This is a genomic window from Hydrogenophaga sp. UC242_50, from assembly GCF_042697355.1.
Taxonomy (GTDB): Bacteria; Pseudomonadota; Gammaproteobacteria; order Burkholderiales; family Burkholderiaceae_C; genus Hydrogenophaga.
On sequence record NZ_CP170553.1, the window covers coordinates 2,231,289 to 2,258,256 of the forward strand.

24 protein-coding genes and 7 pseudogenes are annotated in these 26,968 nt (G+C 65.9%); 25 read left to right on the top strand and 6 right to left on the bottom strand.

Going from position 1 to position 26,968, the window contains the following annotated elements; genetic code table 11:
• Positions 1-46 precede the first annotated feature (46 nt).
• Entirely contained in the window at positions 47-400 is a 354-nt protein-coding gene (uraH, locus tag ACFJGX_RS11415) for a hydroxyisourate hydrolase (protein ID WP_291121102.1), read from the top strand.
• A 54-nt stretch (positions 401-454) separates the two neighbouring features.
• Here the strand turns inward: uraH and ACFJGX_RS11420 are convergent, their stop codons facing one another.
• Positions 455-1,018 carry an energy transducer TonB gene (locus ACFJGX_RS11420; protein ID WP_382155830.1) on the bottom strand — a complete coding sequence of 188 codons (564 nt, stop codon included), beginning with the start codon at positions 1,016-1,018 and terminating at the stop codon, positions 455-457.
• A gap of 176 nt (positions 1,019-1,194) precedes the next feature.
• Here ACFJGX_RS11420 and xdhC point away from each other — a divergent pair.
• The 7 genes and pseudogenes from xdhC (at position 1,195) to ACFJGX_RS11455 (ending at position 7,537) form a co-directional block, all read left to right on the top strand.
• Positions 1,195-2,047: pseudogene (gene xdhC / locus ACFJGX_RS11425) on the top strand (xanthine dehydrogenase accessory protein XdhC).
• Between the two features lie 139 nt (positions 2,048-2,186).
• A pseudogene (locus ACFJGX_RS11430) lies at positions 2,187-3,384 on the top strand (urate hydroxylase PuuD).
• Positions 3,385-3,543: 159 nt separating this feature from the next.
• Positions 3,544-4,650 (top strand): S-(hydroxymethyl)glutathione dehydrogenase/class III alcohol dehydrogenase, encoded by a 1,107-nt coding sequence (locus ACFJGX_RS11435; protein ID WP_382321241.1) that lies wholly within the window; start codon positions 3,544-3,546, stop codon positions 4,648-4,650.
• Between the two features lie 2 nt (positions 4,651-4,652).
• The gene (fghA, locus tag ACFJGX_RS11440; RefSeq protein ID WP_382328669.1) at positions 4,653-5,492 is read left to right on the top strand and encodes an S-formylglutathione hydrolase; all 840 of its coding nucleotides are present in this window, start codon (positions 4,653-4,655) and stop codon (positions 5,490-5,492) included.
• A gap of 4 nt (positions 5,493-5,496) precedes the next feature.
• Entirely contained in the window at positions 5,497-6,156 is a 660-nt protein-coding gene (locus ACFJGX_RS11445) for an HAD family hydrolase (protein WP_382328404.1), read from the top strand.
• A gap of 7 nt (positions 6,157-6,163) precedes the next feature.
• Positions 6,164-6,544, top strand: a complete 381-nt coding sequence (locus tag ACFJGX_RS11450; protein WP_291114379.1) for a Rieske 2Fe-2S domain-containing protein — start codon at positions 6,164-6,166, stop codon at positions 6,542-6,544.
• A gap of 12 nt (positions 6,545-6,556) precedes the next feature.
• Positions 6,557-7,537, top strand: a complete 981-nt coding sequence (locus ACFJGX_RS11455; RefSeq protein WP_382321239.1) for a S49 family peptidase — start codon at positions 6,557-6,559, stop codon at positions 7,535-7,537.
• A gap of 16 nt (positions 7,538-7,553) precedes the next feature.
• Here ACFJGX_RS11455 and galE read toward each other — a convergent pair.
• Positions 7,554-8,586, bottom strand: a pseudogene (gene galE / locus ACFJGX_RS11460) (UDP-glucose 4-epimerase GalE).
• Between the two features lie 4 nt (positions 8,587-8,590).
• Positions 8,591-10,030, bottom strand: coding sequence for a mannose-1-phosphate guanylyltransferase/mannose-6-phosphate isomerase (locus ACFJGX_RS11465; RefSeq protein ID WP_382321237.1), 1,440 nt, complete (start codon positions 10,028-10,030; stop codon positions 8,591-8,593).
• Positions 10,031-10,165: 135 nt separating this feature from the next.
• Between ACFJGX_RS11465 and galU the strand changes: the two genes are divergently transcribed.
• The gene (gene galU / locus ACFJGX_RS11470) at positions 10,166-11,050 is read left to right on the top strand and encodes a UTP--glucose-1-phosphate uridylyltransferase GalU (RefSeq protein WP_382321235.1); all 885 of its coding nucleotides are present in this window, start codon (positions 10,166-10,168) and stop codon (positions 11,048-11,050) included.
• A 9-nt stretch (positions 11,051-11,059) separates the two neighbouring features.
• On the opposite strand, the pseudogene ACFJGX_RS11475 reads toward galU, so the two are convergent.
• Both ACFJGX_RS11475 and ACFJGX_RS11480 read right to left on the bottom strand, forming a co-directional pair.
• Positions 11,060-11,864: pseudogene (locus ACFJGX_RS11475) on the bottom strand (SAM-dependent methyltransferase).
• Positions 11,861-12,475: a Maf family protein gene (locus ACFJGX_RS11480; protein ID WP_382321231.1), complete on the bottom strand. Its 615-nt coding sequence runs from the start codon at positions 12,473-12,475 to the stop codon at positions 11,861-11,863. The pseudogene ACFJGX_RS11475 and the gene ACFJGX_RS11480 overlap by 4 nt, the downstream one beginning before the upstream one ends.
• Before the next feature lie 36 nt (positions 12,476-12,511).
• Here ACFJGX_RS11480 and ACFJGX_RS11485 point away from each other — a divergent pair, with 36 nt between their 5' ends.
• The 10 genes and pseudogenes from ACFJGX_RS11485 to rpoE all read left to right on the top strand — a co-directional run bounded on the left by ACFJGX_RS11485 (position 12,512) and on the right by rpoE (position 20,188).
• Positions 12,512-13,072 carry a YceD family protein gene (locus ACFJGX_RS11485; protein ID WP_382321229.1) on the top strand — a complete coding sequence of 187 codons (561 nt, stop codon included), beginning with the start codon at positions 12,512-12,514 and terminating at the stop codon, positions 13,070-13,072.
• 186 nt (positions 13,073-13,258) lie between these two features.
• Entirely contained in the window at positions 13,259-13,441 is a 183-nt protein-coding gene (rpmF, locus tag ACFJGX_RS11490) for a 50S ribosomal protein L32 (protein ID WP_005794249.1), read from the top strand.
• Positions 13,442-13,574: 133 nt separating this feature from the next.
• A pseudogene (gene plsX / locus ACFJGX_RS11495) lies at positions 13,575-14,635 on the top strand (phosphate acyltransferase PlsX).
• Positions 14,636-14,654: 19 nt separating this feature from the next.
• On the top strand, positions 14,655-15,632 hold the full coding sequence (locus tag ACFJGX_RS11500) for a beta-ketoacyl-ACP synthase III (protein ID WP_382155868.1): 978 nt from the start codon (positions 14,655-14,657) through the stop codon (positions 15,630-15,632).
• Between the two features lie 39 nt (positions 15,633-15,671).
• Positions 15,672-16,624, top strand: a pseudogene (fabD, locus tag ACFJGX_RS11505) (ACP S-malonyltransferase).
• Between the two features lie 16 nt (positions 16,625-16,640).
• On the top strand, positions 16,641-17,402 hold the full coding sequence (fabG, locus tag ACFJGX_RS11510) for a 3-oxoacyl-ACP reductase FabG (protein WP_382321225.1): 762 nt from the start codon (positions 16,641-16,643) through the stop codon (positions 17,400-17,402).
• A 117-nt stretch (positions 17,403-17,519) separates the two neighbouring features.
• Positions 17,520-17,759, top strand: a complete 240-nt coding sequence (acpP, locus tag ACFJGX_RS11515; RefSeq protein ID WP_066269448.1) for an acyl carrier protein — start codon at positions 17,520-17,522, stop codon at positions 17,757-17,759.
• 7 nt (positions 17,760-17,766) lie between these two features.
• Positions 17,767-19,011 (top strand): beta-ketoacyl-ACP synthase II, encoded by a 1,245-nt coding sequence (fabF, locus tag ACFJGX_RS11520; RefSeq protein WP_382155882.1) that lies wholly within the window; start codon positions 17,767-17,769, stop codon positions 19,009-19,011.
• A 36-nt stretch (positions 19,012-19,047) separates the two neighbouring features.
• Positions 19,048-19,512 (top strand): hypothetical protein, encoded by a 465-nt coding sequence (locus tag ACFJGX_RS11525; protein WP_382321222.1) that lies wholly within the window; start codon positions 19,048-19,050, stop codon positions 19,510-19,512.
• 34 nt (positions 19,513-19,546) lie between these two features.
• A complete protein-coding gene (gene rpoE, locus ACFJGX_RS11530) occupies positions 19,547-20,188 on the top strand; it encodes an RNA polymerase sigma factor RpoE (protein WP_382155888.1) in 642 nt (213 codons plus the stop codon).
• On the opposite strand, the gene ACFJGX_RS11535 is transcribed toward rpoE, so the two are convergent.
• A complete protein-coding gene (locus ACFJGX_RS11535) occupies positions 20,167-20,475 on the bottom strand; it encodes a hypothetical protein (RefSeq protein ID WP_382328866.1) in 309 nt (102 codons plus the stop codon). The genes rpoE and ACFJGX_RS11535 overlap by 22 nt on opposite strands.
• Between ACFJGX_RS11535 and ACFJGX_RS11540 the strand changes: the two genes are divergently transcribed.
• The 6 genes and pseudogenes from ACFJGX_RS11540 (at position 20,365) to lepB (ending at position 26,947) form a co-directional block, all read left to right on the top strand.
• Positions 20,365-20,670, top strand: a complete 306-nt coding sequence (locus ACFJGX_RS11540) for a hypothetical protein (protein WP_382328671.1) — start codon at positions 20,365-20,367, stop codon at positions 20,668-20,670. The genes ACFJGX_RS11535 and ACFJGX_RS11540 overlap by 111 nt on opposite strands.
• Positions 20,562-20,954, top strand: a complete 393-nt coding sequence (locus tag ACFJGX_RS11545; RefSeq protein WP_382328868.1) for a hypothetical protein — start codon at positions 20,562-20,564, stop codon at positions 20,952-20,954. The genes ACFJGX_RS11540 and ACFJGX_RS11545 overlap by 109 nt, the downstream gene beginning before the upstream one ends.
• Before the next feature lie 198 nt (positions 20,955-21,152).
• Positions 21,153-22,034, top strand: a complete 882-nt coding sequence (locus tag ACFJGX_RS11550; RefSeq protein ID WP_382328406.1) for a MucB/RseB C-terminal domain-containing protein — start codon at positions 21,153-21,155, stop codon at positions 22,032-22,034.
• Between the two features lie 155 nt (positions 22,035-22,189).
• A complete protein-coding gene (locus ACFJGX_RS11555; RefSeq protein ID WP_382325694.1) occupies positions 22,190-23,653 on the top strand; it encodes a DegQ family serine endoprotease in 1,464 nt (487 codons plus the stop codon).
• A gap of 509 nt (positions 23,654-24,162) precedes the next feature.
• A pseudogene (lepA, locus tag ACFJGX_RS11560) lies at positions 24,163-25,970 on the top strand (translation elongation factor 4).
• On the top strand, positions 25,970-26,947 hold the full coding sequence (gene lepB, locus ACFJGX_RS11565; protein ID WP_382328408.1) for a signal peptidase I: 978 nt from the start codon (positions 25,970-25,972) through the stop codon (positions 26,945-26,947). The pseudogene lepA and the gene lepB overlap by 1 nt, the downstream one beginning before the upstream one ends.
• Positions 26,948-26,968: the final 21 nt, after the last annotated feature.

Consider the following 26,968-nt stretch of genomic DNA (forward strand, 5'->3'; position numbering starts at 1 on the left):
GTATACACTTTCGGTCGACCATCAAACACTGGAAGGACAACACACCATGGGCTTGAGCACACACGTTCTGGACACGATGCACGGCTGCCCTGCCGCCGGCATGGTGGTGGAACTGCACACCACCGAGGGCGACAAGGCCACGCTCGTCAAACGCTTCACGCTGAACGCGGACGGGCGCAACCCGGACGGGCCGCTGTACGACAACGCCAGCCTGAAGGTGGGCACCTACCGGCTGGTGTTCGACGTGACGGGGTATTTCGCGGCCAAGGGCGTGAAGCTGCCCGAGCCCAATTTCCTCAACCGCGTGTCGCTGGACTTCGGCGTGGCGCACACCGACCAGCACTACCACGTGCCGCTGCTGGTGAGCCCCTGGAGTTACTCCACCTACCGGGGCAGCTGAGCGGGCATAAAAAAACCCGCCGGATGGCGGGTTTTTTTTCGAAGGGATCGAGGCCTACTTGTCACGCTGGCCTTCTGTCAGCGTGTCGAGCTGGAATTTGCCGCTCTTGTCCCACAGCCAGACCTCGGTGTAGGTCACGCTGCCCATGCGCACGGGCGCGGGGAAGGGGGCGGCGGCGCGCACGGTGCGCTCGATCTCGCGCATCACGTCGGGCACATGGCTGGGCGCGCGCATCCAGTTGATGTTCTGCACATTGCCGCGGCCATCGACCTGCACCTGCAGCACACCCACGGCATGCATCAGGGGCGGCAGCTGGCCCTTGTAAATGCGGTGGGCATTGCGTTCGTAGATGTGGCGCGCGCCGTCCTTGCGGTAGTCGTGCGGCGAGGCGGCGTGCGAAATGAAGTCGGGTGCGGGCAGGGCGCTCACGGGCGGCGGCGGTGCGGGCACCGGAGCCGGTGGTGGGGGCGGTGGCGGTGGCGGCGGTGGGGGCAGCGGCGCGGCACAGGCGGCCAGCAGGGCGGCGGTGCACAGGCCGAGCCAGCCCCAGGGCGCGCGGGGCTGGTCGGCGGCGTCCGCGCGCGGGGCCGGACGGGGAGCGGGGGTGATGTCTCTCATGGTGGCTGACCTGCAAAGGGATCGGGGGTCGGGCGGGGTCTTCGGCTGGACCATATGGCGGGGCGGATGAAGTGTATGGGCGTTTTCGGTAGGGCGTGGGTACAGTAGGGGCGGATACTGGGTGTCCTCGATTCCGATTGCGTGTCCATACCTCTTTTTTGACGGCGGCGCCACAGATGCTCTCAGACCTTGAAGCCTTTTTATTGCGTCTGGCGACGGAGCGCGCCGTGCTGGTGACGGTCGGCGCGACGCGCGGATCCGTGCCGCGCGAAACCGGTGCGTGGATGGCGGTGTTCGCGGGCGCGGCGGGTGGCGCGGTCGGCACCATCGGTGGCGGGCACCTGGAGTGGGACGCGATGCGGCATGCGCGCGAGGCGCTGGGGCGCGGGGCCAGCGAGCGGCCCGCCGCCTGGTCGCAGGCGGTCACCCTGGGCCCCAGCCTGGGCCAGTGCTGCGGCGGGGCCCTGGTGCTGCAATTCGAACTGGTCGATGCCTCCTGCCGCGAGGCGCTGCGCCAGCGCCTGACCTTTGGCCATGCGCCGCTGGCGCTGTTCGGCGGTGCGCAGCGTGGGCCGCGCCCTGGTGCAGGCGCTGGCGCCGCTGCCGTTCGATGTGACGTGGATCGACAGCCGGGACGAGGTGTTTCCGCACGACCTGCCGATCGGGGTGCGCACCGAGTACTCCGAACCGGTGCAGCTCGCGGTGCGCGACCTGGCGCCGCGCTCCAGCGTGCTGATCATGAGCTTCTCGCACGCCGAAGACCTCGACATCGTGGCGGCTTGCCTGCAACGGCAACGGCAACATGACGATCTGGGCTTCGTGGGGCTGATCGGCAGCAAGACCAAGTGGGCGACCTTCCAGCGCCGCCTGCGCCAGCGCGGTTTCAGCGAGGCGGAGCTGGCGCGAATCACCTGCCCCATCGGCCTGCCGGGCATCCAGGGCAAGGCGCCGGCCGTGATCGCCGCCTCGGTGGTGGCGCAGTTGTTGCTTGTCTGCGAAACCACGGCCGATGCGCGCATGACCTCTTGAATGTTCTCAAAAAGTGTATACACTTTGGCCGACCGGTCGCAGCGGAGCGGGTGTTCCCACAACACTCAAACGCGGCCCTCAGACGACTCAGAGCGCCCGCGGTGGTGAGTCGCAAGCCCTGACCTTGCCTTGAGGTGCCATGGAAACTTACCTGCTCGACTGGGCCAATCTGCTGCTTCGCTGGCTGCACGTCATCGTGGCCATTGCCTGGATTGGCTCATCTTTCTATTTCGTCTTTCTTGACAGCAGCCTCACCCCGCCGGAGGACGAGCAGCTCAAGAAGGACGGTGTCAGTGGCGAACTCTGGGCCCTGCACGGCGGCGGCTTCTACCACCCGGTGAAGTTCGCGGTCTCGCCGCCCAAGCTGCCCGACCACCTGCACTGGTTCTACTGGGAGAGTTACTCCACCTGGCTCTCGGGCTTCGCGCTGTTCCTCATCTCCTACCTCTGGAGCCCGAGCGTCTACCTGATCGACCCGAAGGTGTTCGAGTGGTCGCCGGCCGCGGCGATCGCCACCGCACTGGGTTTCCTGGTGGTGTTCTGGCTGCTGTACGACGCGATCTGCCGCACGCTGGGCCAGAAGGAGAACGGTGACGCCAAGGTGGGCGCGCTGGTGCTGGTGCTGGTGTGCGTGGCGGCCTGGCTGCGCCACGCAGCTGTTCGCCGGGCGCGCGGCCTTCCTGCTGGTGGGCGCGATGATTGCCACCGCCATGAGCGCCAACGTGTTCTTCTGGATCATCCCGGGCCAGCGCACGGTGGTGGCCGACCTCAAGGCCGGCCGACCGGTCGACCCCATCCACGGCAAGCGCGGCAAGCAGCGCAGCGTGCACAACACCTACTTCACGCTGCCGGTGGTGTTCGCGATGCTGAGCAACCACTACAGCTTCACCTACACGCACCCGCAGAACTGGCTGATCCTCATCGGCATGATGTTCGCCGGCGCGGCGATCCGCCAGTTCTTCGTGATGCGCCACGGTTACAAGCTGGGCCGCAACAAGCACCCCTGGCCGTATGCGGTGGCTGGCGTGGTGGCGCTGATTGCGCTGATCGTCTGGCTCAAGCCGGCGCCGGTGCAGGCGGTGGCGGTGCCCGCCACCGTGAGCTATGCGCAGGTCAAGCCGGTGATCGACCAGCGCTGCGTGATGTGCCATGGCGAGGCGCTGCAGTCCAAGAACGTGCGGCTGGACACGCCCGATGCGCTCAAGCAGCACGCGCAGGCGGTGTACCAGCAGGCGGTGGTCACGCGGCTGATGCCGATGAACAACGCGACCGGGCTCACCGAGGAAGAGCGCGCCTTGATCGGCCAATGGTTCAAGGGCGGCGCGAAGACAGAGTGACCCCCCGCAGCGCTTCGCGCTACCCCCTCAGGGGGCAACACCTGCGGCCTGGCAAAGCCAGTTCCGCGGTGTTTCGGGTCTTGTCATGTCGCTCCGGTGAGGGGGTGTGATCTGCGGTAACCTCGTGACCGATTTCACAACCTCCGAGCAGAGCACACCATGAAGACGCAAGCCGCCGTGGCCTGGAAAGCAGGCCAGCCCCTGACCATTGAAACCGTGGACCTGGAGGGGCCGAAATTCGGCGAGGTGCTGGTTGAGATCAAGGCCACCGGCATCTGCCACACCGACTACTACACGCTCTCGGGCGCGGACCCCGAAGGCATCTTCCCGGCCATCCTGGGCCACGAAGGCGCGGGCATCGTGGTCGACGTGGGCCCGGGCGTGACCACGCTCAAGAAGGGCGACCACGTCATTCCGCTGTACACGCCCGAATGCCGCCAGTGCAAGTTCTGCCTGAGCCGCAAGACCAACCTGTGCCAGCTGATCCGCGGCACGCAGGGCAAGGGCCTGATGCCCGATGCCACCAGCCGCTTCAGCCTGGACGGCAAGCCCATCTTCCACTACATGGGCACCAGCACCTTCAGCAACTACACCGTGGCGCCCGAGATCTCGCTGGCCAAGATCCGCGAGGACGCCCCGTTCGACAAGGTCTGCTACATCGGCTGCGGCGTGACCACCGGCATCGGCGCGGTGATCTTCACCGCCAAGGTGGAGGCGGGCGCCAACGTGGTGGTGTTCGGCCTGGGTGGCATTGGCCTGAACGTGATCCAGGGCGCGAAGATGGTGGGCGCGGACAAGATCATCGGTGTGGACCTCAACCCCGCCCGCCAGGAGATGGCGCGCAAGTTCGGCATGACGCACTTCATCAACCCGAAGGAGGTGGAGAACGTGGTCGATGCCATCGTGCAGCTGACCGACGGTGGGGCCGACTACAGCTTCGAGTGCATCGGCAACACGCAGGTGATGCGACAGGCGCTGGAGTGCACGCACAAGGGCTGGGGCCGCAGCATCATCATCGGCGTGGCCGAGGCCGGTGCCGAGATCAGCACGCGCCCGTTCCAGCTGGTCACCGGCCGCAAATGGGAAGGCTCGGCCTTCGGCGGCGCGCGAGGCCGCACCGATGTGCCCAAGATCGTCGACTGGTACATGGACGGCAAGATCAACATCGACGACCTGATCACCCACAAGCTCAAGCTGGCCGACATCAACGAGGGCTTCGCGCTGATGAAGCGCGGCGAGTCCATCCGCGCTGTCGTGGAGTTCTGATGGTGCTGGAGACCTTGAGCGAGCACCGCTGCTTCGGCGGCGTGCAGGGCTTTTACCGCCACGCCTCGGCCGGGATCGGCCTGCCGATGAAGTTCGGCGTGTTCGTGCCGCCGCAGGCCGCGCAGGGCCCGGTGCCGGTGCTGTTCTACCTGGCGGGGCTGACCTGCACCGAGGAGACTTTCGCCATCAAGGCCGGCGCGCAGCGTGTGGCGGCCGAGCTGGGCCTGATGCTGGTCTCGCCCGACACCAGCCCGCGCGACACCGGCATCGAGGGCGCGAGCGCGGCCTGGGACTTCGGCCACGGCGCGGGCTTCTACCTCGATGCCACGCAAGCGCCCTGGGCGGCGCACTTCCGCATGGAAAGCTGGGTCACGAAAGAGTTGCGCGGGCTCGTGCTGTCGCAGTTTCCCGCGCGGGACGACCGCGTCGGCCTCTTTCGCGACTCCATGGGTGCGCACGGAGCGCTCACGCTGGCCTTGCGCCACCCCGGGCTGTACCAGAGCGTGTCGGCGTTTGCGCCGATCGCCGCGCCCACGCAGTGCCCGTGGGGCGAGAAGGCTTTCGGTGGCTACCTGGGTGACGACCGCGCCAGCTGGGCCGCGCACGACGCCACCGAACTCGTGAAGGCCGGGCGCAAGGCGCCTCCCTTGCTGATCGACCAGGGGCTGGCGGACAATTTCCTGGCCGCCCAGCTGCACCCCCACCTGTTCGAGGCGGCCTGCGCGCAGGCCGGCCAGCCGCTCACGCTGCGCCGGCACGAGGGGTATGACCACGGTTATTACTTCATCGCCAGTTTCATCGAAGACCACTTGCGCCACCATGCGCAAACCCTTTGTGCCTGACCCCATGCGCCCGCGCCAATTCGATCTCATCGCCTTCGACTGGGACGGCACCCTGTTCGATTCCACCGCGCTCATCACCCGTTGCATCCAGTCGGCGGTGGTGGATGTCGGGGGTGTGGCGCCCACCCGCGAGGCGGCCAGCTACGTGATCGGCATGGGCCTCATGCAGGCCCTGGCCCACGCCGCGCCCGACGTGCCACCCGACCGCTACCCAGAGCTCGGGCAGCGCTACCGCCACCACTACATGGCGGCGCAGCACGAGCTGAGCCTGTTCGAAGGGGTGTTGCCGCTGCTGGCCGAGCTCAAGCGCCGCCACCACTGGCTGACGGTGCGCACCGGCAAGAGCCGGGCGGGCCTCAACGAGGTGCTGCACACGGTGGAGCTGCAGGGCGTGTTCGATGGCTCACGGACCGCCGACGAGACCGCGGGCAAGCCCAACCCCCGCATGCTGCACGAGCTGATGCGCGAGTTTGGCGTGGCGCCCGAGCGCACCCTGATGGTCGGCGACACCACGCACGATCTGCAGATGGCCGTCAACGCCGGCTGCGCGAGCGTGGGCGTGAGCTACGGTGCGCACGAGCCGGCCAGCTTCGCGGTGCTCAACCCCTTGCACGTGGCGCATTCGGTGCGCGAACTGCACGACTGGCTGAACGCCCACGCCTGAGCCGGCCATGAGCATCCCCTCCGACGATCCGGTCTACGCGCTGTGCAACAGCCGGGATCTGGTCGATGGGGGGCGTGCCGTGTCGTTCGACGTGGTGTACGCGGGCCAGACCTGCCGCGCGTTCGCGATCCGCTACCGCGGCCAGCCGCACGCCTACCTGAACCGCTGCACCCACGTGGCGATGGAAATGGACTGGCAGCCCGATCGGTTTTTCGACGACAGCGGCCGCTGGTTGCTGTGCGCCACGCACGGCGCGGTGTACGAGCCCGACACCGGTGCCTGCCAGGGTGGGCCATGCCGGGGCGGGCTGGTCAAGATCGAACTGGTGGAGCACGACGGGGTGGTCCACTGGCGGTCACAATACCACCTCAAACCCCTTGAATTCTGAGAGCCTTCGACCATGAACGACGATTTCCCCGGCCCGTCCGCCAACGCCTCCAGCGACCGCACGCCGGGCGTGGCCTGGGAGCGCGCCACCCTGGAAAAACTGGTTTTCGCGACCATCCGCGAGCAGCAGTCCGCGCGCCGCTGGAAGATGTTCAGCCGGCTGCTCTGGCTGGCGGTGTTCGGCGCCATTGCCTGGTTCGCCTACACCAGCAACACCACCACCACGGTGAGCACCCCGCACACGGCGGTGGTGGACATCAAGGGTGAGATCGCCAGCGGGGCCGAAGCCAGCGCCGAATACGTGGTGGCCTCGCTGCGCTCCGCGTTCGAGGACGAGGGCGCGCAGGCCGTGGTGCTGCTGATCAACTCACCCGGCGGCAGCCCGGTGCAGGCCGGCATCATCAACGACGAGATCACCCGCCTCAAGGGCCTGCACGACAAGAAGGTCTATGCGGTGGTGGAAGAAACCTGTGCCTCGGCCGCCTACTACATCGCCGCGGCGACGGACGACATCTACGTGGACAAGGCCAGCCTGGTCGGCAGCATCGGCGTGTTGATGGACGGCTTCGGTTTCACCGGCCTGATGGACAAGCTCGGCATCGAGCGCCGTCTCATGACCGCCGGGGCCAACAAGGCCATGCTGGACCCGTTCAGCCCGCAGGACGAGGCGCAGAAGGCCTACATCCAGACCATGCTGGGCCAGATCCACGCCCAGTTCATCGAGGTGGTGAAAAAGGGCCGTGGCGATCGCCTGAAGGAGAACGGCGACACCTTCAGCGGCCTGGTCTGGAATGGCCAGCAGGCGGTGGCGCTCGGCCTGGCCGACGGCCTGGGCAACCTCGACTACGTGGCGCGCGAGATCGTCAAGGCCGAGGAGATCGTGGACTACACGCGCCGCGAGAACGTGGGCCTGCGCCTGGCCAAGCGCTTTGGCGCCAGCATGGGCGAAGGGATGTTCCTGGCGGCCCGTGCGGCCGGCGTGCAGCTGAAGTGAGGGCCCCGGGGCGGGTTCAGCCCTTGTAGCCGTTGGGGTTGCCGCTCTGCCAGCGCCAGGCATCGGCGCACATCTGATCCAGCGTGTGCTTCGCCTGCCAGCCCAGCAGGCGCAAGGCCAGCGCCGGGTCGGCCCAGCACTGGGCCACGTCACCCGCGCGGCGTGGGGCAATCTGGTAGGGCACCGGGCGGCCGCTGGCCTGTTCGAAGGCGCGCACCACGTCCAGCACGCTGTGGCCGCTGCCCGTGCCCAGGTTCACCGTGAAGCTCTCGCCCCGGCTCAGCAGGGCCTTGATGGCGGCGACGTGGCCGGCGGCCAGGTCCTGCACGTGGATGTAGTCGCGCACACCCGTGCCATCGGGCGTGGGGTAGTCGTTGCCATACACGTTGAGGTGTTCGCGCTGGCCCACGGCCACCTGCGCCACGTAGGGCATCAGGTTGTTGGGAATGCCCGCCGGGTCCTCGCCGATCAGGCCGCTGGGGTGGGCACCGACCGGGTTGAAATAGCGCAGCGTGCCCACGCGCCAGGCCGGACGGGCCGCGCACAGGGCGGTGAGCATGTCTTCGATGACCAGTTTGCTGTGGCGCATAGGGGTTGGTGTGGCTGCGCGGGAAGTCCTCGGTGATCGGCACGGTGGCCGGATCGCCGTACACCGTCGCGCTGCTGGAGAACACCAGCGTGGGCGCGATTGAAGGGTCTTCCGCGTGCACGGTCTCCATGGCGCGCAGCAGGCTGACCGCGCCGCCGATGTTGTTGTGGAAGTACTTCAGGGGCAACGCCACGCTTTCGCCCACCGCCTTGTCGCCCGCGAAATGGATCACACCCACAGGACGGTGGCGGCGCAGCACGTCTTCAACCCAGGGCGTGTCCAGCACATCGCCTTCTTCGAACGGCATCGTCTGCCCTGTGATGCGCGCGAGGCGGTCCAACACCACGGGGTGGCTGTTGGCGAAGTTGTCCAGCAACACCGGTTCAAAGCCGGCTTCGATGAGGGCCACGGCGGTGTGGCTGCCGATGTAGCCGGCGCCGCCGGTGAGCAGAACTTTCATTTTTTTACTTCTTGGTGGCGGGGTCGGGTTGGCGGCCGTAGATGTCTTCCAGCCGAACGATGTCGTCCTCGCCGAGGTAGCTGCCCGACTGGACCTCGATCATCTCCAGCACCATCTTGCCGGGGTTGTGCAGCCGGTGCACTTCGCCAATGGGGATGTAGGTCGACTGGTTCTCCGACAGCAGGTACACCTCCTGCCCACGCGTGACTTCGGCCGTGCCCTTGACGATGATCCAGTGTTCGGCGCGGTGGTGGTGTTTCTGCAGGCTGAGCGAGGCGCCCGGCTTCACGCCGATGCGCTTGACCTGGAAGCGCTCGCCCATGTCGACGCTGTCGTACCAGCCCCAGGGGCGCGCCACGCGGCGGTGCATCGCGGCCTGCGGCACCTTGCGCTGCGAGAGGTGGGCCACCACGTCCTTCACCTGCTCGGCGTGGTCCCGCTGGGCCACCAGCAAGGCGTCGGGGGTGTCGATGATCAGCAGGTCCTGTGTGCCCAGCGCCACCACGGTGCGGCCCGGCGCGTGGATGAAGGTGTTTCGCGCGTTCAGCGCGTGGCCCTGCCCGGTGATGCGGTTGCCTTCGCCATCGGCGTCGCTCAGTTCGGCCACCGCGTTCCAGCTGCCGACATCGCTCCACTGGCCCTGGAAGGGCACGACGGCCACGTCGTCGTGCGGCTCCATCACCGCGTAGTCGATGCTCTGCGAGCGGCAGGCGAGGAAGGATTCGGCGTCGGGGCGAACGAACTGGATCTGGCCCACCCGGTCCTGGCGCGTCCTGGCCATGGCCTTTTCGCAGGCCTGCAGGATGTCGGCGGCGTGCTGGGCGAGCGCGGCCAGCAGCGTGCTGGCGCGCGCGAGAAAGATGCCCGCGTTCCACAGCACGTTGCCTTGCAGCAGCAAGGCCTGGGCGGCGGCCGGTGCGGGTTTTTCGATGAAGCGGGCCACCTTGCGGCTGCCATCGGCGCGCTCATCGCCCTGCTGGATGTAGCCGTAGGCGCTGCTCGGGAAGCTGGGCATCACGCCGAAGGTGACGATGGCGCCGGCCTTGGCGGCCGGGACACCCTGGCGGATGGTCTGGGCGAAGGCCGAAGCATCGGGAATGTGGTGGTCGGAGGGGCAGAACAGCAGCAGGGGATCGGCGTTGTCCTTCGAGCGGGCGAGCAGGGCGGCCAGCGCCATGGCCGCGGCGGTGTTGCGCGCCGCCGGTTCGAGCAGCACCTGCCCGGGCACGTTTTCCGCTTCGATCGCATCGGCCACCAGGAAACGGTGGTCTTCGGCGGCCACGCAGATCACCGGGTTGTCGCACCAGGCCAAGCGGTCCAGGGTCAGCTGCAGCAGGCTCTTGTCGCCCACCAGAGGCACGAACTGCTTGGGAAAACTCTGGCGGCTCAGAGGCCACAGACGGGTGCCGGAGCCTCCGCAAAGGATGACGGGGGTGATGCTCATGCCGGATGGGAGTGGGTTGAACCAGTGGGGGGAACCCCGCTTTCAATCCGCTGCAGTGTAGCCTTTCGATGGACGTCGGCGTGTGCGCCGTTAACATGGTGAGCCTTTCTTCACGAACATGCGAGCCAAACCAAGATGACGATCCGCAAAGCCGTATTTCCCGTGGGTGGCCTGGGCACCCGTTTCCTGCCGGCCACCAAGGCGATCCCCAAGGAGATGTTGCCGGTGGTGGACAAGCCGCTGATGCAGTACGCGGTGGAGGAGGCCTACGCCGCCGGCATCCGCGAAATGATCTTCGTGACCGGGCGCCACAAGCGCGCCATCGAGGACCACTTCGACACCGCCTACGAACTGGAGATGGAGTTGGAGGCCGCGGGCAAGTCCGCCCTGCTCCAGCTGGTGCATTCCATCAAACCCGACGACATGGACTGCGTCTATGTGCGCCAGCCTCGCGCGCTGGGTCTGGGCCATGCGGTGCTCTGCGCCGAGCGCTTGGTGGGCAACGAGCCGTTCGCGGTGCTGCTGGCCGACGACCTGATGATGGGCCAGGACCAGGCGCAGGGCGGTGCCACCGTGCTGCAGCAGATGGTGCAGGCCTACGAGTCCAGCCCGGGTACGGTGCTCGCGGTGCAGGACGTGCCGCGCGCCGAGACGCGCCGTTATGGCGTCGTCGACGTGCACGGCGCCAACCAGGCGCTGGCCGAGGTGTTCGCGATGGTGGAGAAGCCGGCGCCCGACGTGGCCCCCTCGACCCTGGCTGTGGCCGGTCGCTACATCCTCACGCCGGCGGTGTTCGAGAGCATCCGCCAGCAACCGCGTGGCGCGGGGGGCGAAATCCAGCTCACCGACGGCATCGCGGCCCTGATCGGCAAGGAAAAGGTGCAGGCCTTCCGCTACGCCGGCAAGCGCTACGACTGTGGCAGCAAGGAAGGCTTCCTGGAGGCCACGATCGATCTGGCCTTGGCGAACACCGAACTCAGCGCTTCGGTGCGCGCGCACCTGAAGCGTCTGGGCGTCTGAGCCCGGACTTCAGCGGCCCAGCAGGAAGACGCAGGGCGCGTCCAGCGGCAACTCGCCGGACAGGGTCTGGGGGTTGCGCTTCCACTCCTGCACCAGCGCGCTGCGGCAGACCTGCTGCGGCAAGGTGAGTGCCCCGCACACGGCCAGGCGAGTGTGCGGATGCAGCGTTTGCAGCAGCGCCTGCAAGAGGGCGGTGTTGCGGTAGGGCGTTTCGATGAGGATCTGCGTCTGCCCGGTCTTCAGGGCCAGGGCTTCCAGTTCCCGCAACCGTTTGGCGCGCTCGGTGGCGTCCTGGGGCACGTCAGCCGACGAACGCGAAGCTCTGTCCATTCAGCCCGCTGGCGGCCAGCGCCAGCATGAGCGAGATGGGGCCGGTGAGCGGCACCACGCGCAGGCCCATCGCGTGCGCGGCGCGCACGATGGAGCTTCCCGGATCCGCGATGGCGGGCATGCCGGCTTCGCTGACGAGGCCGATGTCGTGCCCGAGCAGGGCGGGGGCCAGCAGTTCACGGGCCTGTGCGTCGCCTTCGGCCTGCGGGGCATGGTCCCCCTTCTTGTGGGCCGCTCTGGGCAGCTCGGTGATCTGCTGCGCCTGCAAGGGTGCGGCCAGGCTGGCGAGGGCGTCCACCCGCTTGAGAAAGGCGCGCGTGCTCTTGGCGTTTTCGGTGATCCAGTGAGTCAGGCGCCGGGCGGTGCCCAGCGTCTCGGCGGGGAGCCACTCGGAGGGCGCCACGGGCGTGGCCTGCGCCACGCCGAAATCCAGGGGGGTGGGCACGAGGTAGAGCGTGCCGCGTGATTCGGAGTGGGCGCTCACAACAACTTCACCCCCGCCGCGCGAATCAGTCGGCAGGTGCGGATCATCGGAAGACCCACCAGGGCCGTCGGGTCGTCGTTGTCGATGCGCTCCAGCAGCGCGATGCCCAGGCCCTCGCTCTTGGCGCTGCCGGCGCAATCGTAGGGTTGCTCCGCGCGCAGGTAACGCTCGATTTCGCCGTCGCTCAGGTCACGGAACACCACCCGCACCGCAGCGATGTCGCTGTGTTCGAAGCCCGTGGCCTGGCACACCACCGCCAGCGCGGTCTGGAACACCACGGTCTGGCCGCGCATGCGCCTCAGCTGGGCCACGGCCCGCTCATGGGTGCCTGGCTTGCCAAGCGGTTCGCCAGCCAGGTCAGCGACCTGGTCGCTGCCGATCACCACGGCTTGGGGGTGTCGTTGCGCGACATTCCGGGCTTTTTCAATGGCCAGGCGAAGTGCCAGATCCGCCGGCTTTTCCCCGGCCCGGGGTGTTTCGTCCACGTTGGGGGCGATCGCTTCGAAGGGCACGCCCAGCCGGGACAGCAGTTCATGGCGGTACCGCGATGTGGAACCCAGAATGAGGGCTCGGGACGGGGTGTCGGATGACGGATCGGAAGCGGTGGTCATCCCGGTATTCTCCCCGCATTCTTTTACACTGCCCGGATGAAAGACACCCCCAAGACGGCCTGGAACCCTCGGCGCCTGGACGTGCGTGCCTTCGCCCAGGCGGCCGCCAGCCTGCAGGACGAAGAGCCGCTTTCGGCATTCCCCCGCGTCCAGGCCGAAGCGGCCCTGGACGATGGCGCGACGCTCACGCCCGTGCGCTGGCGGGCGCAGGGCGAAATGCGGCCGGCGGCCAGCGGCGGCACGCCCGATGTCTGGCTGCATTTGCAGGCCGATGCCCGGGTGCCGCTGACTTGCCAGCGCTGCCTCGCGCCTGTGGACACGCCCTTGACCGTGGACCGCTGGTTCCGTTTCGTGGCCGATGAGGCCACGGCCGAAGCCCAGGATGACGACTGCGAAGAGGACTTGCTGGCCCTGGAGCCCAGGCCCGATCTGCACGACGTGCTGGAGGATGAGCTGTTGATGGAACTGCCCCTGGTGCCCATGCACGACACCTGCCCTGAGCCGGTGTCCCTGCGCACGGCGGGGGCCGGGGACGCTCCCGAGGCCGCGGCGCCCCGCAAGAACCCCTTTGCCGAACTGGCGAAGCTCAAAAAGTGAGCCTCTGGCGCGCCATGGCCCCGGGGCTGGCGGCATTGCCGCCTTCGGGCTATAATGCTTGGCTTTGCGCTGGTATCCATTCGCACGTTGACGTGCCCGGGTCAGGCGCGCAACCGGTTGAACGGAGCGATTTCAGGTCTCCGTTTGTGCCACTCCGTTTGACCCTACCGATTTCAGGAGCCCACCATGGCTGTTCAGCAAAACAAAAAGTCCCCCTCCAAGCGCGGCATGCACCGTTCGCACAATGCGCTGAACGTGCCCGGCATCGCCGTGGAACCCACCACCGGCGAAACCCATCTGCGCCACCACATCAGCCCCAACGGCTTCTACCGTGGTCGCCAAGTGCTGAAAAACAAGTCCGAAGCCTGATGGCGGGCCGCCACGGGCCTCGCCGCGGTGTCGCGAACGGGGTCCGGTTCGCCAGTGAGGCACAGGCCCGCATGCTGCATGCGGGCTTTTTTTGTTCTTGGGGTGCACAAAGCGCTCGATCCGGGGTGTTGTCATGATCACCATCGCTGTGGATTGCATGGGCGGGGATGTCGGGCCGGCCGTCACCATGCCTGCCTGCACGGCCTTTCTGGCTGCTCATCCCCAGGCGCAACTTCTGCTCGTGGGCAAGCCCGAGGTGTTTCGCGCCTGGCCCCAACTGCTCAACAACGTGCGTTGCAAGGTGGTGCCGGCCAGCGAGGTCGTGACCATGGAGGATCCGGTGGAGGTGGCGCTTCGCCGCAAGAAGGACTCTTCGATGCGGGCGCGATCAACCAGGTCAAGGACGGTGCCGCGCAGGCGGCCGTCTCGGCCGGCAACACCGGGGCGCTCATGGCGATCGCCCGCTATGTGTTGAAGACCATGGATGGCATCGATCGCCCGGCCATCGCCACCCAGATGCCCAACGCCCGGGGTGGTGCGACCACGGTGCTGGACTTGGGCGCCAACGTCGATTGTTCGGCCGAGCACCTGCTGCAATTCGCCGTGATGGGCTCGGCTCTGGTGGCGGCGGTCACGGGTCGGCAGGAGCCGACAGTGGGGCTGCTCAACGTGGGTGAAGAAGTCATCAAAGGCAGCGAAGTCATCAAACAAGCCGGTGTTCTGCTGCGAAATGCGTCCAACACCGGCGATCTGAATTTCTTCGGAAACATCGAGGGCGACGACGTTTTCAAAGGCACGACGGACATCGTGGTCTGTGATGGTTTCGTCGGCAACGTGGCGCTCAAGGCCAGCGAGGGCCTGGCTTCGATGATCAGTGGCTTCATCCGGGAAGAATTCTCGAAGAACATTTTTCGAAAAATGGCGGCCATCGTCGCCTATCCGGTTTTAAAGTCGTTTAAAAATCGCGTTGATCACCGCCGGTACAACGGTGCGGCGCTGCTCGGCCTGAAAGGGCTGGTGTTCAAGAGCCACGGATCGGCGGATGCCTTTGCGTTCGAACATGCGCTGAGCCGGGCTTATGATGCGGCCCACAACAAATTGCTGGACAACGTGCGGGAGCGCATCGCCCACGCCAAGCCGCTGATTGCTCCGGAGTCCGTGCCCAGCGAGCTCAAGAGCATTCCGACCCTTTGAAATTTCGCCTCTCACCCGCATGACACGCTACGCCCGCATCACCGGCACTGGCAGCAGCCTGCCGCCCCAGCGCCTGACCAACGCCGACATGGTCGAGCTGCTGGCACCGCGCGGCGTGGAAACGAGCGACGACTGGATCGTCGAACGCACCGGCATCCGGGCGCGTCACTTCGTGGCCGACGGGGTCTATGCCAGTGATCTGGCCGTCGAGGCCTGCCAACAGGCCTTGGCCGCGGCCCAGGTGGCGCCGGGCGACATCGACCTGATCATCGTGGCCACGTCCACGCCGGACATGGTCTTTCCTTCGACCGCGACCATCGTGCAGCGCAAGCTGGGCATCGCCGGGTGCCCGGCCTTCGACGTGCAGGCGGTGTGCACAGGTTTCATCTATGCCCTGACCGTCGCGGATTCATTGATCCGCTCGGGCACCTCGCGCAAGGCCCTGGTGGTCGGTACCGAGATCTTCAGCCGCCTGCTCGATTTCAGCGACCGCACCACCTGCGTGCTGTTTGGCGATGGCGCCGGTGCCGTGGTGCTGGAGGCCTCGGACACGCCGGGCATTCTGGCCACCGACATCCATGCAGACGGCAAGCACACGGGCATTCTGTGTGTGCCGGGCCACGTCTCCGGCGGGCAGATCCTCGGCGACCCACTGCTCAAGATGGATGGCCAGGCGGTCTTCAAGCTGGCAGTGGGCGTGCTGGAAGACACCGCGCGGGCCACGCTCATCAAGGCCGGCAAGACCACGGAAGACATCGACTGGCTGATCCCGCACCAGGCGAACATCCGCATCATGCACAGCACGGCGCGCAAGCTCAAACTGCCGCTGGACAAGGTGGTTGTAACCGTCGACCAGCACGGCAACACCTCGGCGGCCTCCATCCCGTTGGCGCTGGACCACGCGGTGCGACAGGGACAAGTCAAAAAAGGCGACACGCTGATGCTCGAAGGCGTTGGCGGCGGATTCACCTGGGGCTCGGTGCTGCTCGATTTCTGAGCACCGCCTTCTCTGCTTTCGTCTGAACTGAATATCTCCATGAAGAATTTTGCGTTTGTGTTTCCGGGCCAGGGCTCTCAGGCCGTGGGCATGCTCGATGCGTGGGGCGATCACCCCGCCGTTCAGGAGACGCTGAAGGAAGCTTCGGATGCCATGGGTGAAGACCTGGGCAAGCTGATCCACGAAGGCCCGGCCGATGTGCTGGCCGATGACCCGTGAACACCCAGCCTGTGATGCTGGTGGCGGGCGTGGCGGCCTGGCGCGTCTGGCGCGCCGAAGGTGGCGCTTTGCCCATGGCGGTCGCGGGGCATTCGCTGGGCGAGTATTCCGCGCTGGTGGCTGCGGGGTCCTTGACCCTCGCACAGGCCGCTCCGCTGGTGCGCTTTCGTGCGCAGGCCATGCAGGAGGCGGTGCCACCGGGCACGGGGGCCATGGCGGCCGTGCTGGGCCTGAGCGCCGCGGCCGTGGTGGCGGGTTGCCTGGAGGCACAGTCCAGTTTTGGTGCCGGCAGCGCCGAAGTGGTGGAGGCCGTGAACTACAACGACCCGGTGCAGACCGTCATCGCGGGCAGCAAGGCCGCCGTCGACAAGGCGTGTGAGGTGCTCAAGGCACATGGTGCCAAGCGCACGCTGCCCTTGCCGGTGTCCGCGCCTTTCCACTCGAGCCTGATGAAGCCGGCCGCCGAGAAATTGAAGGAAAAGCTTGCCGCGACGCCGTTTGCGGCGCCGCAGATTCCCGTGATCAACAACATCGATGTTGCGGTGGAGTCCGACCCCGATCGCATCCGCGAAGCCCTGTACCGGCAGGCTTTCGGGCCGGTGCGCTGGGTCGAGTGCGTGGGTGCGATCAAGGCCCGCGGCATCGACACCCTGGTCGAATGCGGGCCGCGCAAGGTGCTGGCCGCGATGGTCAAGCGCGTGGATCCGTCCTTGACCGGTGCGGCCCTGTTCGACCCCGCCACGCTGGCCGAGGTCAAGGCCTTGCTGGCCTGAAGTCTGGAGAACTCCCATGTCTGAAATCAAATTTGCGGGCCAGGTGGCCCTGGTCACGGGCGCCTCGCGGGGCATTGGCGCGGCCATCGCGCAGGAACTGGCGACGCGTGGCCTGATCGTGATCGGTACCGCGACCAGCGACGAAGGCGCGGCGCGCATCGGTGCGGCGCTGTCGGCCGCGCCTGGCGCTACTACCGGTTGCCGGGGCGCGAAGCTGGATGTGAATGACGCGGCTGCGGCCGAGGCTTTGATCGACGAGATCGTCAAGGCCCACGGCGGTCTGCAGGTGCTGGTGAACAACGCCGGCATCACGCGCGACATGCTGGCCATGCGCCTCAAGGACGACGACTGGGACGCGGTGCTGGACACCAACCTCAAGGCCGTCTTCCGCATGAGCCGCGCCGTCATTCGCCCGATGATGAAGCAGCGCTATGGCCGCATCGTCAGCATCACCAGCGTGGTGGGTGCGTCGGGCAACGCCGGCCAAGCCAACTACGCTGCTGCCAAGGCCGGCGTGGCGGGCATGACGCGCGCCTTGGCGCGCGAACTGGGCAGCCGCAACATCACGGTCAACTGTGTGGCACCGGGTTTCATCGAGACCGACATGACCGCGGCCTTGCCCGAAGAACAGCAAAAAGCCTTGTTGGGCCAGATCCCTCTGGGGCATCTGGGCAAACCCGCCGACATCGCGCACGCGGTGGCTTACCTGAGCAGCCCTCAGGCGGCCTATGTCACGGGACAGGAACTGCACGTCAACGGCGGCATGTTCATGTCCTGAGTCCGGAGCATTCACCCCTTTTCCTCGCCGCGTCAGCCGCCCGGCGGGCCACCCGGGATCACTTTCCCGGCACGGCTAAAATGGCGGACTGTATTTCAACCACCCTCAGAGGGACCTATGAGCGATATCGAAGCACGTGTTAAGAAAATCATTGCCGAACAACTCGGTGTGGAAGAGGGACAGGTCACCAACGAAAAGGCCTTCGTGGCCGACCTGGGCGCCGATTCTCTGGACACGGTTGAACTGGTGATGGCGCTGGAAGACGAGTTCGGTATCGAAATCCCCGACGAAGAAGCCGAAAAGATCACCACGGTTCAGAAAGCCATCGACTACGCGTTGGCCAACCAGAAGGCCTGAAGCACAGATGAGCCGTCGCCGCGTCGTCGTGACCGGTCTGGGTTGCATCAGCCCCGTGGGCAACACGGTGGCCGATTCCTGGGCCAACCTCCTGGCTGGACAATCCGGCATTGATTTCATCACGAGGTTCGACGCGTCGAACTTCGCCTGCAAATTTGCAGGAGAGGTCAAGGGGTTCAACCTGGATGAGTACATCACCGCCAAGGAAGCGCGGACGATGGACACCTTCATCCATTACGGCGTGGCTGCGTCGATGCAGGCGGTGGCGGATTCGGGCCTCCTGACGGGTGACCAGCTCAGTGAGGAGCAGGCCACGCGCATCGGTTGCGTGATTGGCTCGGGCATCGGCGGTTTGCCGCTGATCGAGGACACGCACACCGAGCTGACCAACCGCGGTCCACGGCGCATCACTCCCTTCTTCGTGCCGGCCTCGATCATCAACATGATCTCGGGACACGTGTCGATGAAGTTCGGCTTCAAGGGGCCGAACATCGCCATCGTCACGGCCTGCACCACGGGCCTGCATTGCATCGGTGAGGCCGGCCGCATGATCGAGTACGGCGACGCCGACGTGATGATCGCCGGTGGTTCCGAAGCCACCGTGTCGCCGCTGGGCATTGGCGGTTTTGCCGCCATGCGCGCGCTGTCGACCCGCAACGACGATCCCAAGACCGCGTCCCGTCCCTGGGACAAGGACCGCGATGGCTTTGTGCTGGGCGAGGGCGCGGGCGTGATGGTGCTCGAAGAGTACGAGCACGCCAAGGCACGCGGCGCGAAGATCTACGCCGAGTTGGCCGGTTTCGGCATGAGCGCCGATGCGGGTCACATGACGGCGCCCAACATGGACGGCCCACGCCGTGCGATGCTGGGAGCCTTGCGCAACGCGGGGGTCAACGCCGATCAGGTGGATTACCTGAATGCCCACGGCACCTCCACGCCGCTGGGTGACATCAACGAGACGAACGCCATCAAGGCGGCCCTGGGTGACCATGCCAAGAACATGGTGGTCAGCTCGACCAAGTCCATGACCGGCCACCTGCTGGGGGGCGCCGGGGGCATCGAGTCGGTGTTCACCGTGCTGTCGCTGCACCACCAGAAGGTGCCACCGACCATCAACATCTTCAACCAGGACCCGGAGTGTGACCTGGACTACTGCGCCAATACGGCGCGGGACGTGAAGATCGACGTGGCCGTGAAAAACAACTTCGGTTTCGGCGGCACCAATGGAACGCTGGTTTTCCGGCGCGCCTGAACGCTCTGATCGCGCCTATCTTCACGAAGAATCCGCATGCACAACGCCCCATCGGTGATGTTTCCGGTGGGGCGTTGTGGTTTGTATGGCGTCCTGCTCGCGCTTCTGGCCGTGCTGGGTGCCGCTGTCCTGGGCCTGTGGTATGGGCTCGACCCGACCCGCGGTGCTTCCTGGTCGGGCGTGGTGGGGGGCACGCTGTGGTCCATATGGGTGATGGGCGCCCTGTGGACCTGGCGACGGTCTCCCGTGGGGCGGCTGAAATGGAGTGCGCTGGAAAGGCGCGATCCCGAAACGCCGGCAGGTGTCTGGCACTGGTACAGCGAATCGTGCCCCGAGGGCGTGCCGTTGCAGCGCGTGGAGCGGGTGATGGACTGGCAGGGCGCTGTGCTGTTGCGCCTGTGTTCCGCAGACGCGCCCGCGCGCTGGATCTGGGCGGAGCGTGGTCGCAATCCAGCGCTCTGGAACGACCTGCGCCGGGCGCTGATATCGGCCCGCGCATGAGCCGGCGAATGGCCTGGGTTATATTTCCGCGCGCATGACTCTCGAAGACCACACCGCTCCACCACCACCCGACAGCGACGTCATGCTGGTGCAGCGCACGCTCGCGGGGGAGCAGCGTGCCTTCGAGATGCTGGTCATCAAGTACCAGCGCCGCGTGGAGCGGCTGATCGGGCGCATGGTCCGCGACACCGACCTGGTCCAGGACATTGCCCAGGAGACCTTCATCCGGGCTTACCGCGCGCTCGCTCAGTTTCGGGGTGACGCGCAGTTCTACACCTGGCTGTACCGCATTGCGGTCAATACGGCCAAAAAACAGCTCATGGAACTCAAGCGCGATCCGCTGGTCTTCCAGTCTCAGATGAAATCCGGGGAAGACGATGAAACTTCCGCTCCGGAACGCGAACTAAATTCGGGAGTGGCCGACACCGAAACGCCCGAAGCGGTGCTGGCCAGCAAGGAAATCGCCGAGGCGGTCAACGCCGCCATGGACGCGCTGCCCGAAGAGTTGCGCATGGCGATCACCCTGCGGGAAATCGAGGGCATGAGCTATGAAGAGATTGCCGCAGCGCTGGAATGCCCCATCGGCACAGTGCGATCCCGGATTTTCCGGGCGCGCGAGGCCATTTCAGGGCGCATCAAGCCAATGCTGGAGCGTCAGACAGGCAAACGCTGGTAGAAGAGGCGGGGCAGGCCATTGAAAGCTTGTCCATCGCCCCGCGAGTAGGGAATTTCAGGAAATTCATCATGAATGCCGCACAAGTCAATTTGAACCTTCGGCCTCAGAAAGAGATCGATCTCGTTGCCCCGGAGCAGGCTTTGTCCGCGCTGGTGGATGGCGAGCTCGATGCCGCATTGCTCGAAGGGCTGCTCGCAGCCGATGAAGGCCGCGCGGAGGTGTTCGCGAGTTGGCACACCTACCAGGTGATCGGCGATGTGTTGCGTGGCAACCGCGTGGCTGCGCACCGCCCCAGGCACCCGGCGACTTTCTGGCCGGGGTGCGTGAACGGCTGCGATCGGAGTCGGCGCCCGTGGGCGAGGGGCGGTTGCTGGTGCAAAACCCGCCCGCAGCGCTGGTGCAGGTGCCTGCGGCCAATGACGCGGTTTTTCGCTGGAAGATGGTGGCCGGGCTGGCCTCGCTGGCGGCCGTCATGGCCGTGAGCTGGACGGTGTTGAGCGGTGCGCCCTCGGGCCCGGGCGGTGCAGCAGGCCCTCAACTGGCCTCGGCTCCAGTGCCAACGCAACAAGCCGCGGCTCCCGTGGCGGTCAGCGCGGCGGCTGCTCCGTCCAACGCGGTGGTGGTGAACACCGGGCAAGGCCCCTTGATCCGCGACGCGCGTCTGGAAGAGTTGTTGGCCGAACACCGCCAGAATGGCGGCATGTCGGCGCTACAGATGCCCACCGGCTTCATCCGCAATGCCACTTACGACGCCGCAGGACGCTGAGGCACCATGGCGCTAGTCCTGACCCTGCCTTTTCGTGGTGATGTGAGCGTGATGCGGTTTCAACATGGAAGGCCCGTCATCCGGCGCTGGGGTGCGGCTGCGCTTGTCGCCCTGGTTTCGGGCTTCATGGCGCCGGTGCATGCGCAGAACGCACCGGCCTCGGCCCATGTGCGAAGTGTCAACGAATGGCTGACGCGCATGCACGAAGCCTCGAACCAGCGCTCCTACATCGGTACCCTGGTGGTGTCCGCAGGAAGCGCCATGTCGGCCTCGAAGATCTGGCATGTGTGCGATGGCGCGCAGCAGATGGAGCGGGTCGATACCCTGACTGGCGCGCCGCGAACGACCATTCGCCGCAACAAGGAGGTCATCACTTTTGTGCCAGAGGCGAAAACCGCGTTCGTCGAGAAACGCGATTCGCTGGGCATGTTCCCCGAGCTGCTGCGCACGCCAAGCAACCTGATCCCGCAGTTCTACAGCGCGCGGGAAGTGGGTGTGCAGCGGGTGGCCGGGCATCTGGCCGACATGGTGGAAATTCTGCCGCGCGACGACCTTCGCTTCGGCTACCGCATCTGGTCCGAGCGCCAGACGGGGCTGGTGGTGAAGCTGCAGACCCTGGGCGAGCAGGGCGCGGTGCTGGAGCAGGTGGCCTTCTCCGAGCTGCAGCTCGATGCCCCGGTGAGCATGGACAAGCTCTCGAAGCTCATGAAAGACACCCGAGGCTATGAGGTCCACAAGCCCACCTTGAAAAAGACCACCGCGGAGGCGGAGGGCTGGCGTCTGAAAGAGCCGGTGCCTGGCTTCACCGCCATGAGCTGTCACACGCGCGAGACGCCCGGAGCCGCGGCGCAAGGTCCTGGCCAGGCCTCCATGCAATGGGTGTTCTCGGATGGCCTGGCGTCGGTGTCCCTGTTTGTCGAGCCGTTCGATGCGCAGCGCCACACGCAGGAGACCTCCGCCACGGTGGGCGCCACGAATTCGGTCAACCGCCGGGTGGGCGACCATTGGTTGACCGTGATGGGGGAAGCGCCCGCGGCCACCTTGCGCCGATTCGCCATCGCCTTGGAGCGAACCCGGTAGATGCGTCGCCTGGCCGCCCGGAGATGGCCTGCTTCGCGTCGGCGGCCGGCCTTGTTCCCGGCGGCCTTTTGTTTTTCGGCATATCCTCTTTTTTTGCGTACCTGTAAAGGATTTCCATGACGCGCTCCGACACCGTGCGAATCCCGCTCCTGAGCATGCTGACCACGGCCGCGCTGGTGGTGAGCGGCGCTGCAGGCTTGGCGACCTCGTCCACCGCGGCAGCCCAGGTTCCCACTGTGCCACCGGCGGCCAGCGTGCGTGGGCTGCCTGATTTCACGGACCTCGTGGACCTCGTGGGGCCGTCGGTGGTCAACATCCGCACCCTGGAGCGCGCCAGCAAGGAAGGCCCAGGCGGCTCGGCGCCGGACGAGCAGATGCTGGAGTTTTTCCGCCGCTTCGGCATTCCCATTCCTCCCGGCATGACGCCGCGCGGCCCCCGCCAGGAGCGGCCACCGTCCGAAGAGGCGCAACCCCGGGGCGTGGGCTCGGGTTTCATCCTGAGCGCGGACGGTCTCATCATGACGAACGCGCACGTGGTCGATGGCGCCGACGAACTCATCGTCACCCTGCCCGACAAGCGCGAGTTCAAGGCCAAGCTCGTGGGGGCGGACAAACGCACCGACGTGGCCGTGGTGAAGATCGAGGCATCGGGATTGACGGCCGTCAAGATCGGCGACATCAATCGCCTGCGCGTCGGTGAATGGGTCATGGCGATCGGCTCCCCCTTCGGCCTGGAAAACACGGTCACCGCCGGCATCGTGAGTGCCAAGCAGCGCGACACGGGGGATTTCCTGCCGTTCATCCAGACCGACGTGGCCATCAACCCGGGCAACTCGGGCGGCCCGCTGATCAACATGCGCGGCGAGGTGGTGGGCATCAACAGCCAGATCTATTCGCGCTCGGGTGGTTTCCAGGGCATCTCGTTCGCGATCCCCATCGATGAGGCGGTGCGCGTCTCCGATCAGCTCCGGGCCACCGGGCGCGTGACGCGTGGCCGCATCGGCGTGCAGATCGATCAGGTGAGCAAGGACGTGGCCGAGTCCATCGGCTTGGGCCAGCCCAAGGGGGCGCTGGTGCGCGGGGTGGAGCCGAACTCGCCAGCGGCCAAGGCCGGCGTGGAGCCGGGCGACATCATCGTCAAGTTCGACGGCAAGGAGATCGACAAGTCCGTGGATTTGCCGCGCCTCGTGGGCAACACCAAGCCGGGCAACAAGAGCAGCATGACGGTGTTTCGCCGGGGCAGCCAGCGCGAGCTCTCGATCATCGTGGCCGAGCTCGAACCGGAGCGCCCGGAGGCCAAGGCCGCAGCACCGGAGCCGACCAAGCCTCAGTCCAGCAATGCCCTGCAGGCGCTGGGCCTGAGCCTGGCAGAACTCACTGCGGCCGAGAAGAAGGAACTCACTCTCAAGGGCGGTGTGCGTGTGGCCTCGGCCGAAGGCCCCGCTGCGCGTGCGGGGCTGCGCGAAGGCGACGTGATCGTGGCGATCGCCAACACCGAGACCGCCAGCGTCAAGGAAGTCGAAGCTGCCCTGGGCAAGGTCGAGAAGAGCAAGCCGATCAACGTGCTGTTCCGCCGCGGGGAGTGGGCCCAGTATGCGGTGATCCGCGCAGCACGCTGAGCCGCGTCCTCCGGCCAATAACCCCCTGTCCCGATTGGGATTGGGGGTTATTTTTTTCGGTGGCCGATTCGCCACACGGGGTTTTCCACAGTACGCAGCACCCAAAATTTTCTTTTTGTTAGTGAACGCTTACAACACTTGTCGGTCTCATGACTGAATTCGCTAAAATAGCCCCTGTTCTGAACAGATTCCTGTGCCCATGCGCCACGTCGATCCACGATGTGGAAGTGCCGGCAGGATGTTCCCAAGTCATCCACAGCTGCCTCACACGTTGTCCCGTTTTCCTGTGAATGAGCTGTGCATAACTTTGACGTTGCTGCGCTGCAACAGGGTAACGGCGGTGGTTCGGAGGTGTGCATTCCAGGCTTTTTGCCTACAATGAAACCCCAACTATCGCAGTTGCCATTGATTGTTGGTTACGGGCGCGTCAGCAGCTGACGCGCCCTTTTTTATGGCCGCCCGTTCCTGTGTGAACCTGCGGTTTTTCTCGTGCCTGAGCCGCTTTCCTGATGAATCACATCCGCAATTTTTCGATCATCGCGCACATCGATCATGGCAAGTCCACGCTCGCTGACCGCATCATTTCCCTGTGCGGGGGGCTGTCCGATCGTGAGATGAGCGAGCAGGTGCTCGACTCGATGGACATCGAGAAGGAGCGCGGCATCACCATCAAGGCGCAGACCGCCGCGCTCAAGTACAAGGCCCGCGACGGTCAGGTCTACAACCTCAATTTGATCGACACCCCGGGCCACGTGGACTTCTCCTACGAGGTGTCTCGTTCGCTCTCGGCTTGCGAAGGCGCGTTGCTGGTGGTCGATGCCAGCCAGGGGGTCGAGGCCCAGACCGTGGCCAATTGCTACACCGCGCTCGACCTGGGTGTGGAGGTGGTGCCGGTGCTCAACAAGATGGACCTGCCCAACGCCGACCCGGAGAACGCCAAGAGCGAGATCGAGGACGTGATCGGCATCGATGCCACCGATGCAATTCCCTGTTCGGCCAAGACCGGCATGGGCGTGGAAGACATTCTGGAAGCGGTGGTCGCGCGCATTCCGGCGCCCAAGGGGCGGCCCGATGCGCCGCTGCGCGCGATGATCGTGGACAGCTGGTACGACGCCTACGTGGGCGTGGTGATGCTGGTGCGCGTGGTCGACGGTCGCCTGCAGAAGGGCGAGCGCTTCAAGATGATGGCGACCAACACCGTCTACAACGCCGACAACCTCGGTGTGTTCACGCCGGCCAACGAGCCGCGCGAGGCCCTGGAAGCGGGGGAGGTGGGGTACATCATCGCCGGCATCAAGGAGCTGCAGGCGGCGAAGGTGGGCGACACCATCACGCTGGAGAAGAAGCTGCCCAACAACGCCGGCCCGGCCACCGAAGCCTTGCCGGGCTTCAAGGAAGTGCAGCCCCAGGTGTTCGCCGGTCTGTACCCGACCGAGGCCAACCAGTACGACGCCTTGCGTGACGCGTTGGAGAAGCTCAAGCTCAACGACGCGTCGCTGCACTACGAGCCGGAAGTGTCGCAGGCGCTGGGCTTCGGCTTCCGCTGCGGTTTCCTGGGCCTGCTGCACATGGAGATCGTGCAGGAGCGCCTGGAGCGCGAGTTCGACCAGGACCTGATCACCACCGCGCCCAGCGTGGTCTACCAGGTGGTCAAGCCCGATGGCGAGGTCCTGATGGTGGAGAACCCGTCCAAGATGCCCGACCAGGGCCGGATCGAGGAAATCCGCGAGCCTATCGTCACGGTGCATCTTTATATGCCCCAGGAGTACGTGGGCGCGGTCATGACGCTGGCCAACCAGAAGCGCGGTTTGCAGATCAACATGGCCTACCACGGCAAGCAGGTCATGCTGACCTACGACATGCCCTTGGGCGAGATCGTGCTGGACTTCTTCGACAAGCTGAAGTCGGTCAGCCGGGGCTATGCCTCCATGGACTACGAATTCAAGGAGTACCGCGCCTCCGACGTGGTGAAGGTCGACATCCTGCTCAACGGCGAGAAGGTCGACGCCCTGTCCATCATCGTGCACCGCACCCAGGCCCAGTACCGGGGCCGTGCGGTGGCCGCGAAGATGCGTGAGATCATCAGCCGCCAGATGTTCGACGTGGCCATCCAGGCGGCCATCGGAGGCAACGTGATCGCCCGCGAAACCATCAAGGCGCTGCGCAAGAACGTGCTGGCAAAATGCTACGGCGGTGACATCACCCGCAAACGCAAACTCCTCGAAAAACAGAAAGCAGGCAAGAAGCGCATGAACAGATCGGCTCGGTCGAAGTGCCCCAAGAGGCCTTTCTCGCCATTTTGCAGGTGCAGGACTGATGCCGGCGGCCATGGCATCGATCACCGCGGTGATCCTGGCGGCGTTCGCCGCTTACGCGGTCGCCTGGTACACCGGTGTGGTGGAGGGCAACTTCGCCGTGCTGCTGATGCTGGCAACGGCGGTGACAGGGGTCTACTGGATCGCCGAAAAGCTGATTTTCCTGCCCCGCCGCCGCCGTGCGGCGCAGCAATTGCTGCTCGAGCACAACACGCGCAAGGAGGCGCTGCTCAAGCAAGGCTTCACGCACATCGAAGGCGACGTGGACAACGCGCGGCAGAAGCTGCTGGCCCAGCCCTGGTGGCTGGACTGGACGGCCGGCCTGTTCCCCGTGATCCTGGCAGTCTTCGTCCTGCGTTCCTTTCTGTTCGAGCCCTTCAAGATACCGTCTGGCTCCATGATCCCCACCTTGCGCGTGGGCGATCTCATACTGGTGAACAAATTCCACTACGGAGTGCGCTTGCCGGTCTTCAACACCAAGATCATGGAGAACCACACCCCCCAACGGGGCGATGTGATGGTGTTCCGTTATCCGCCGCAACCCAGCCTGGACTACATCAAGCGGGTGATCGGGGTGCCGGGCGACGAGGTGGCCTACCTGAACAAGCAGCTCACGGTGAATGGCAAGCCGGTGCCGCGCGTGGCGCAGCCCGAGTTCTTCGACAGCGAGACCATGCGCTATGCGCGCCAGTTCCGCGAGACCCTGGACGCGCGCAGCTACAACACCCTCAACGACGACGACCGTCCGGCCTTCATCCAGGGCACCACGGAGTTTCCCTTCAGCAACGCCTGCAGGTACACCGTCGAGGGCGTTACCTGCAAGGTGCCCCAGGGCCACTATTTCATGATGGGTGACAATCGCGACAACTCCCTGGACTCGCGCTACTGGGGCTTCGTGCCGGACGCGAACATCGTGGGCAAGGCCTTTTTTGTCTGGATGAACTTCGGGGACCTCGGCCGCATCGGGTCGTTCGAGTGAGCCTGCTGGTTGGTTTCAAGG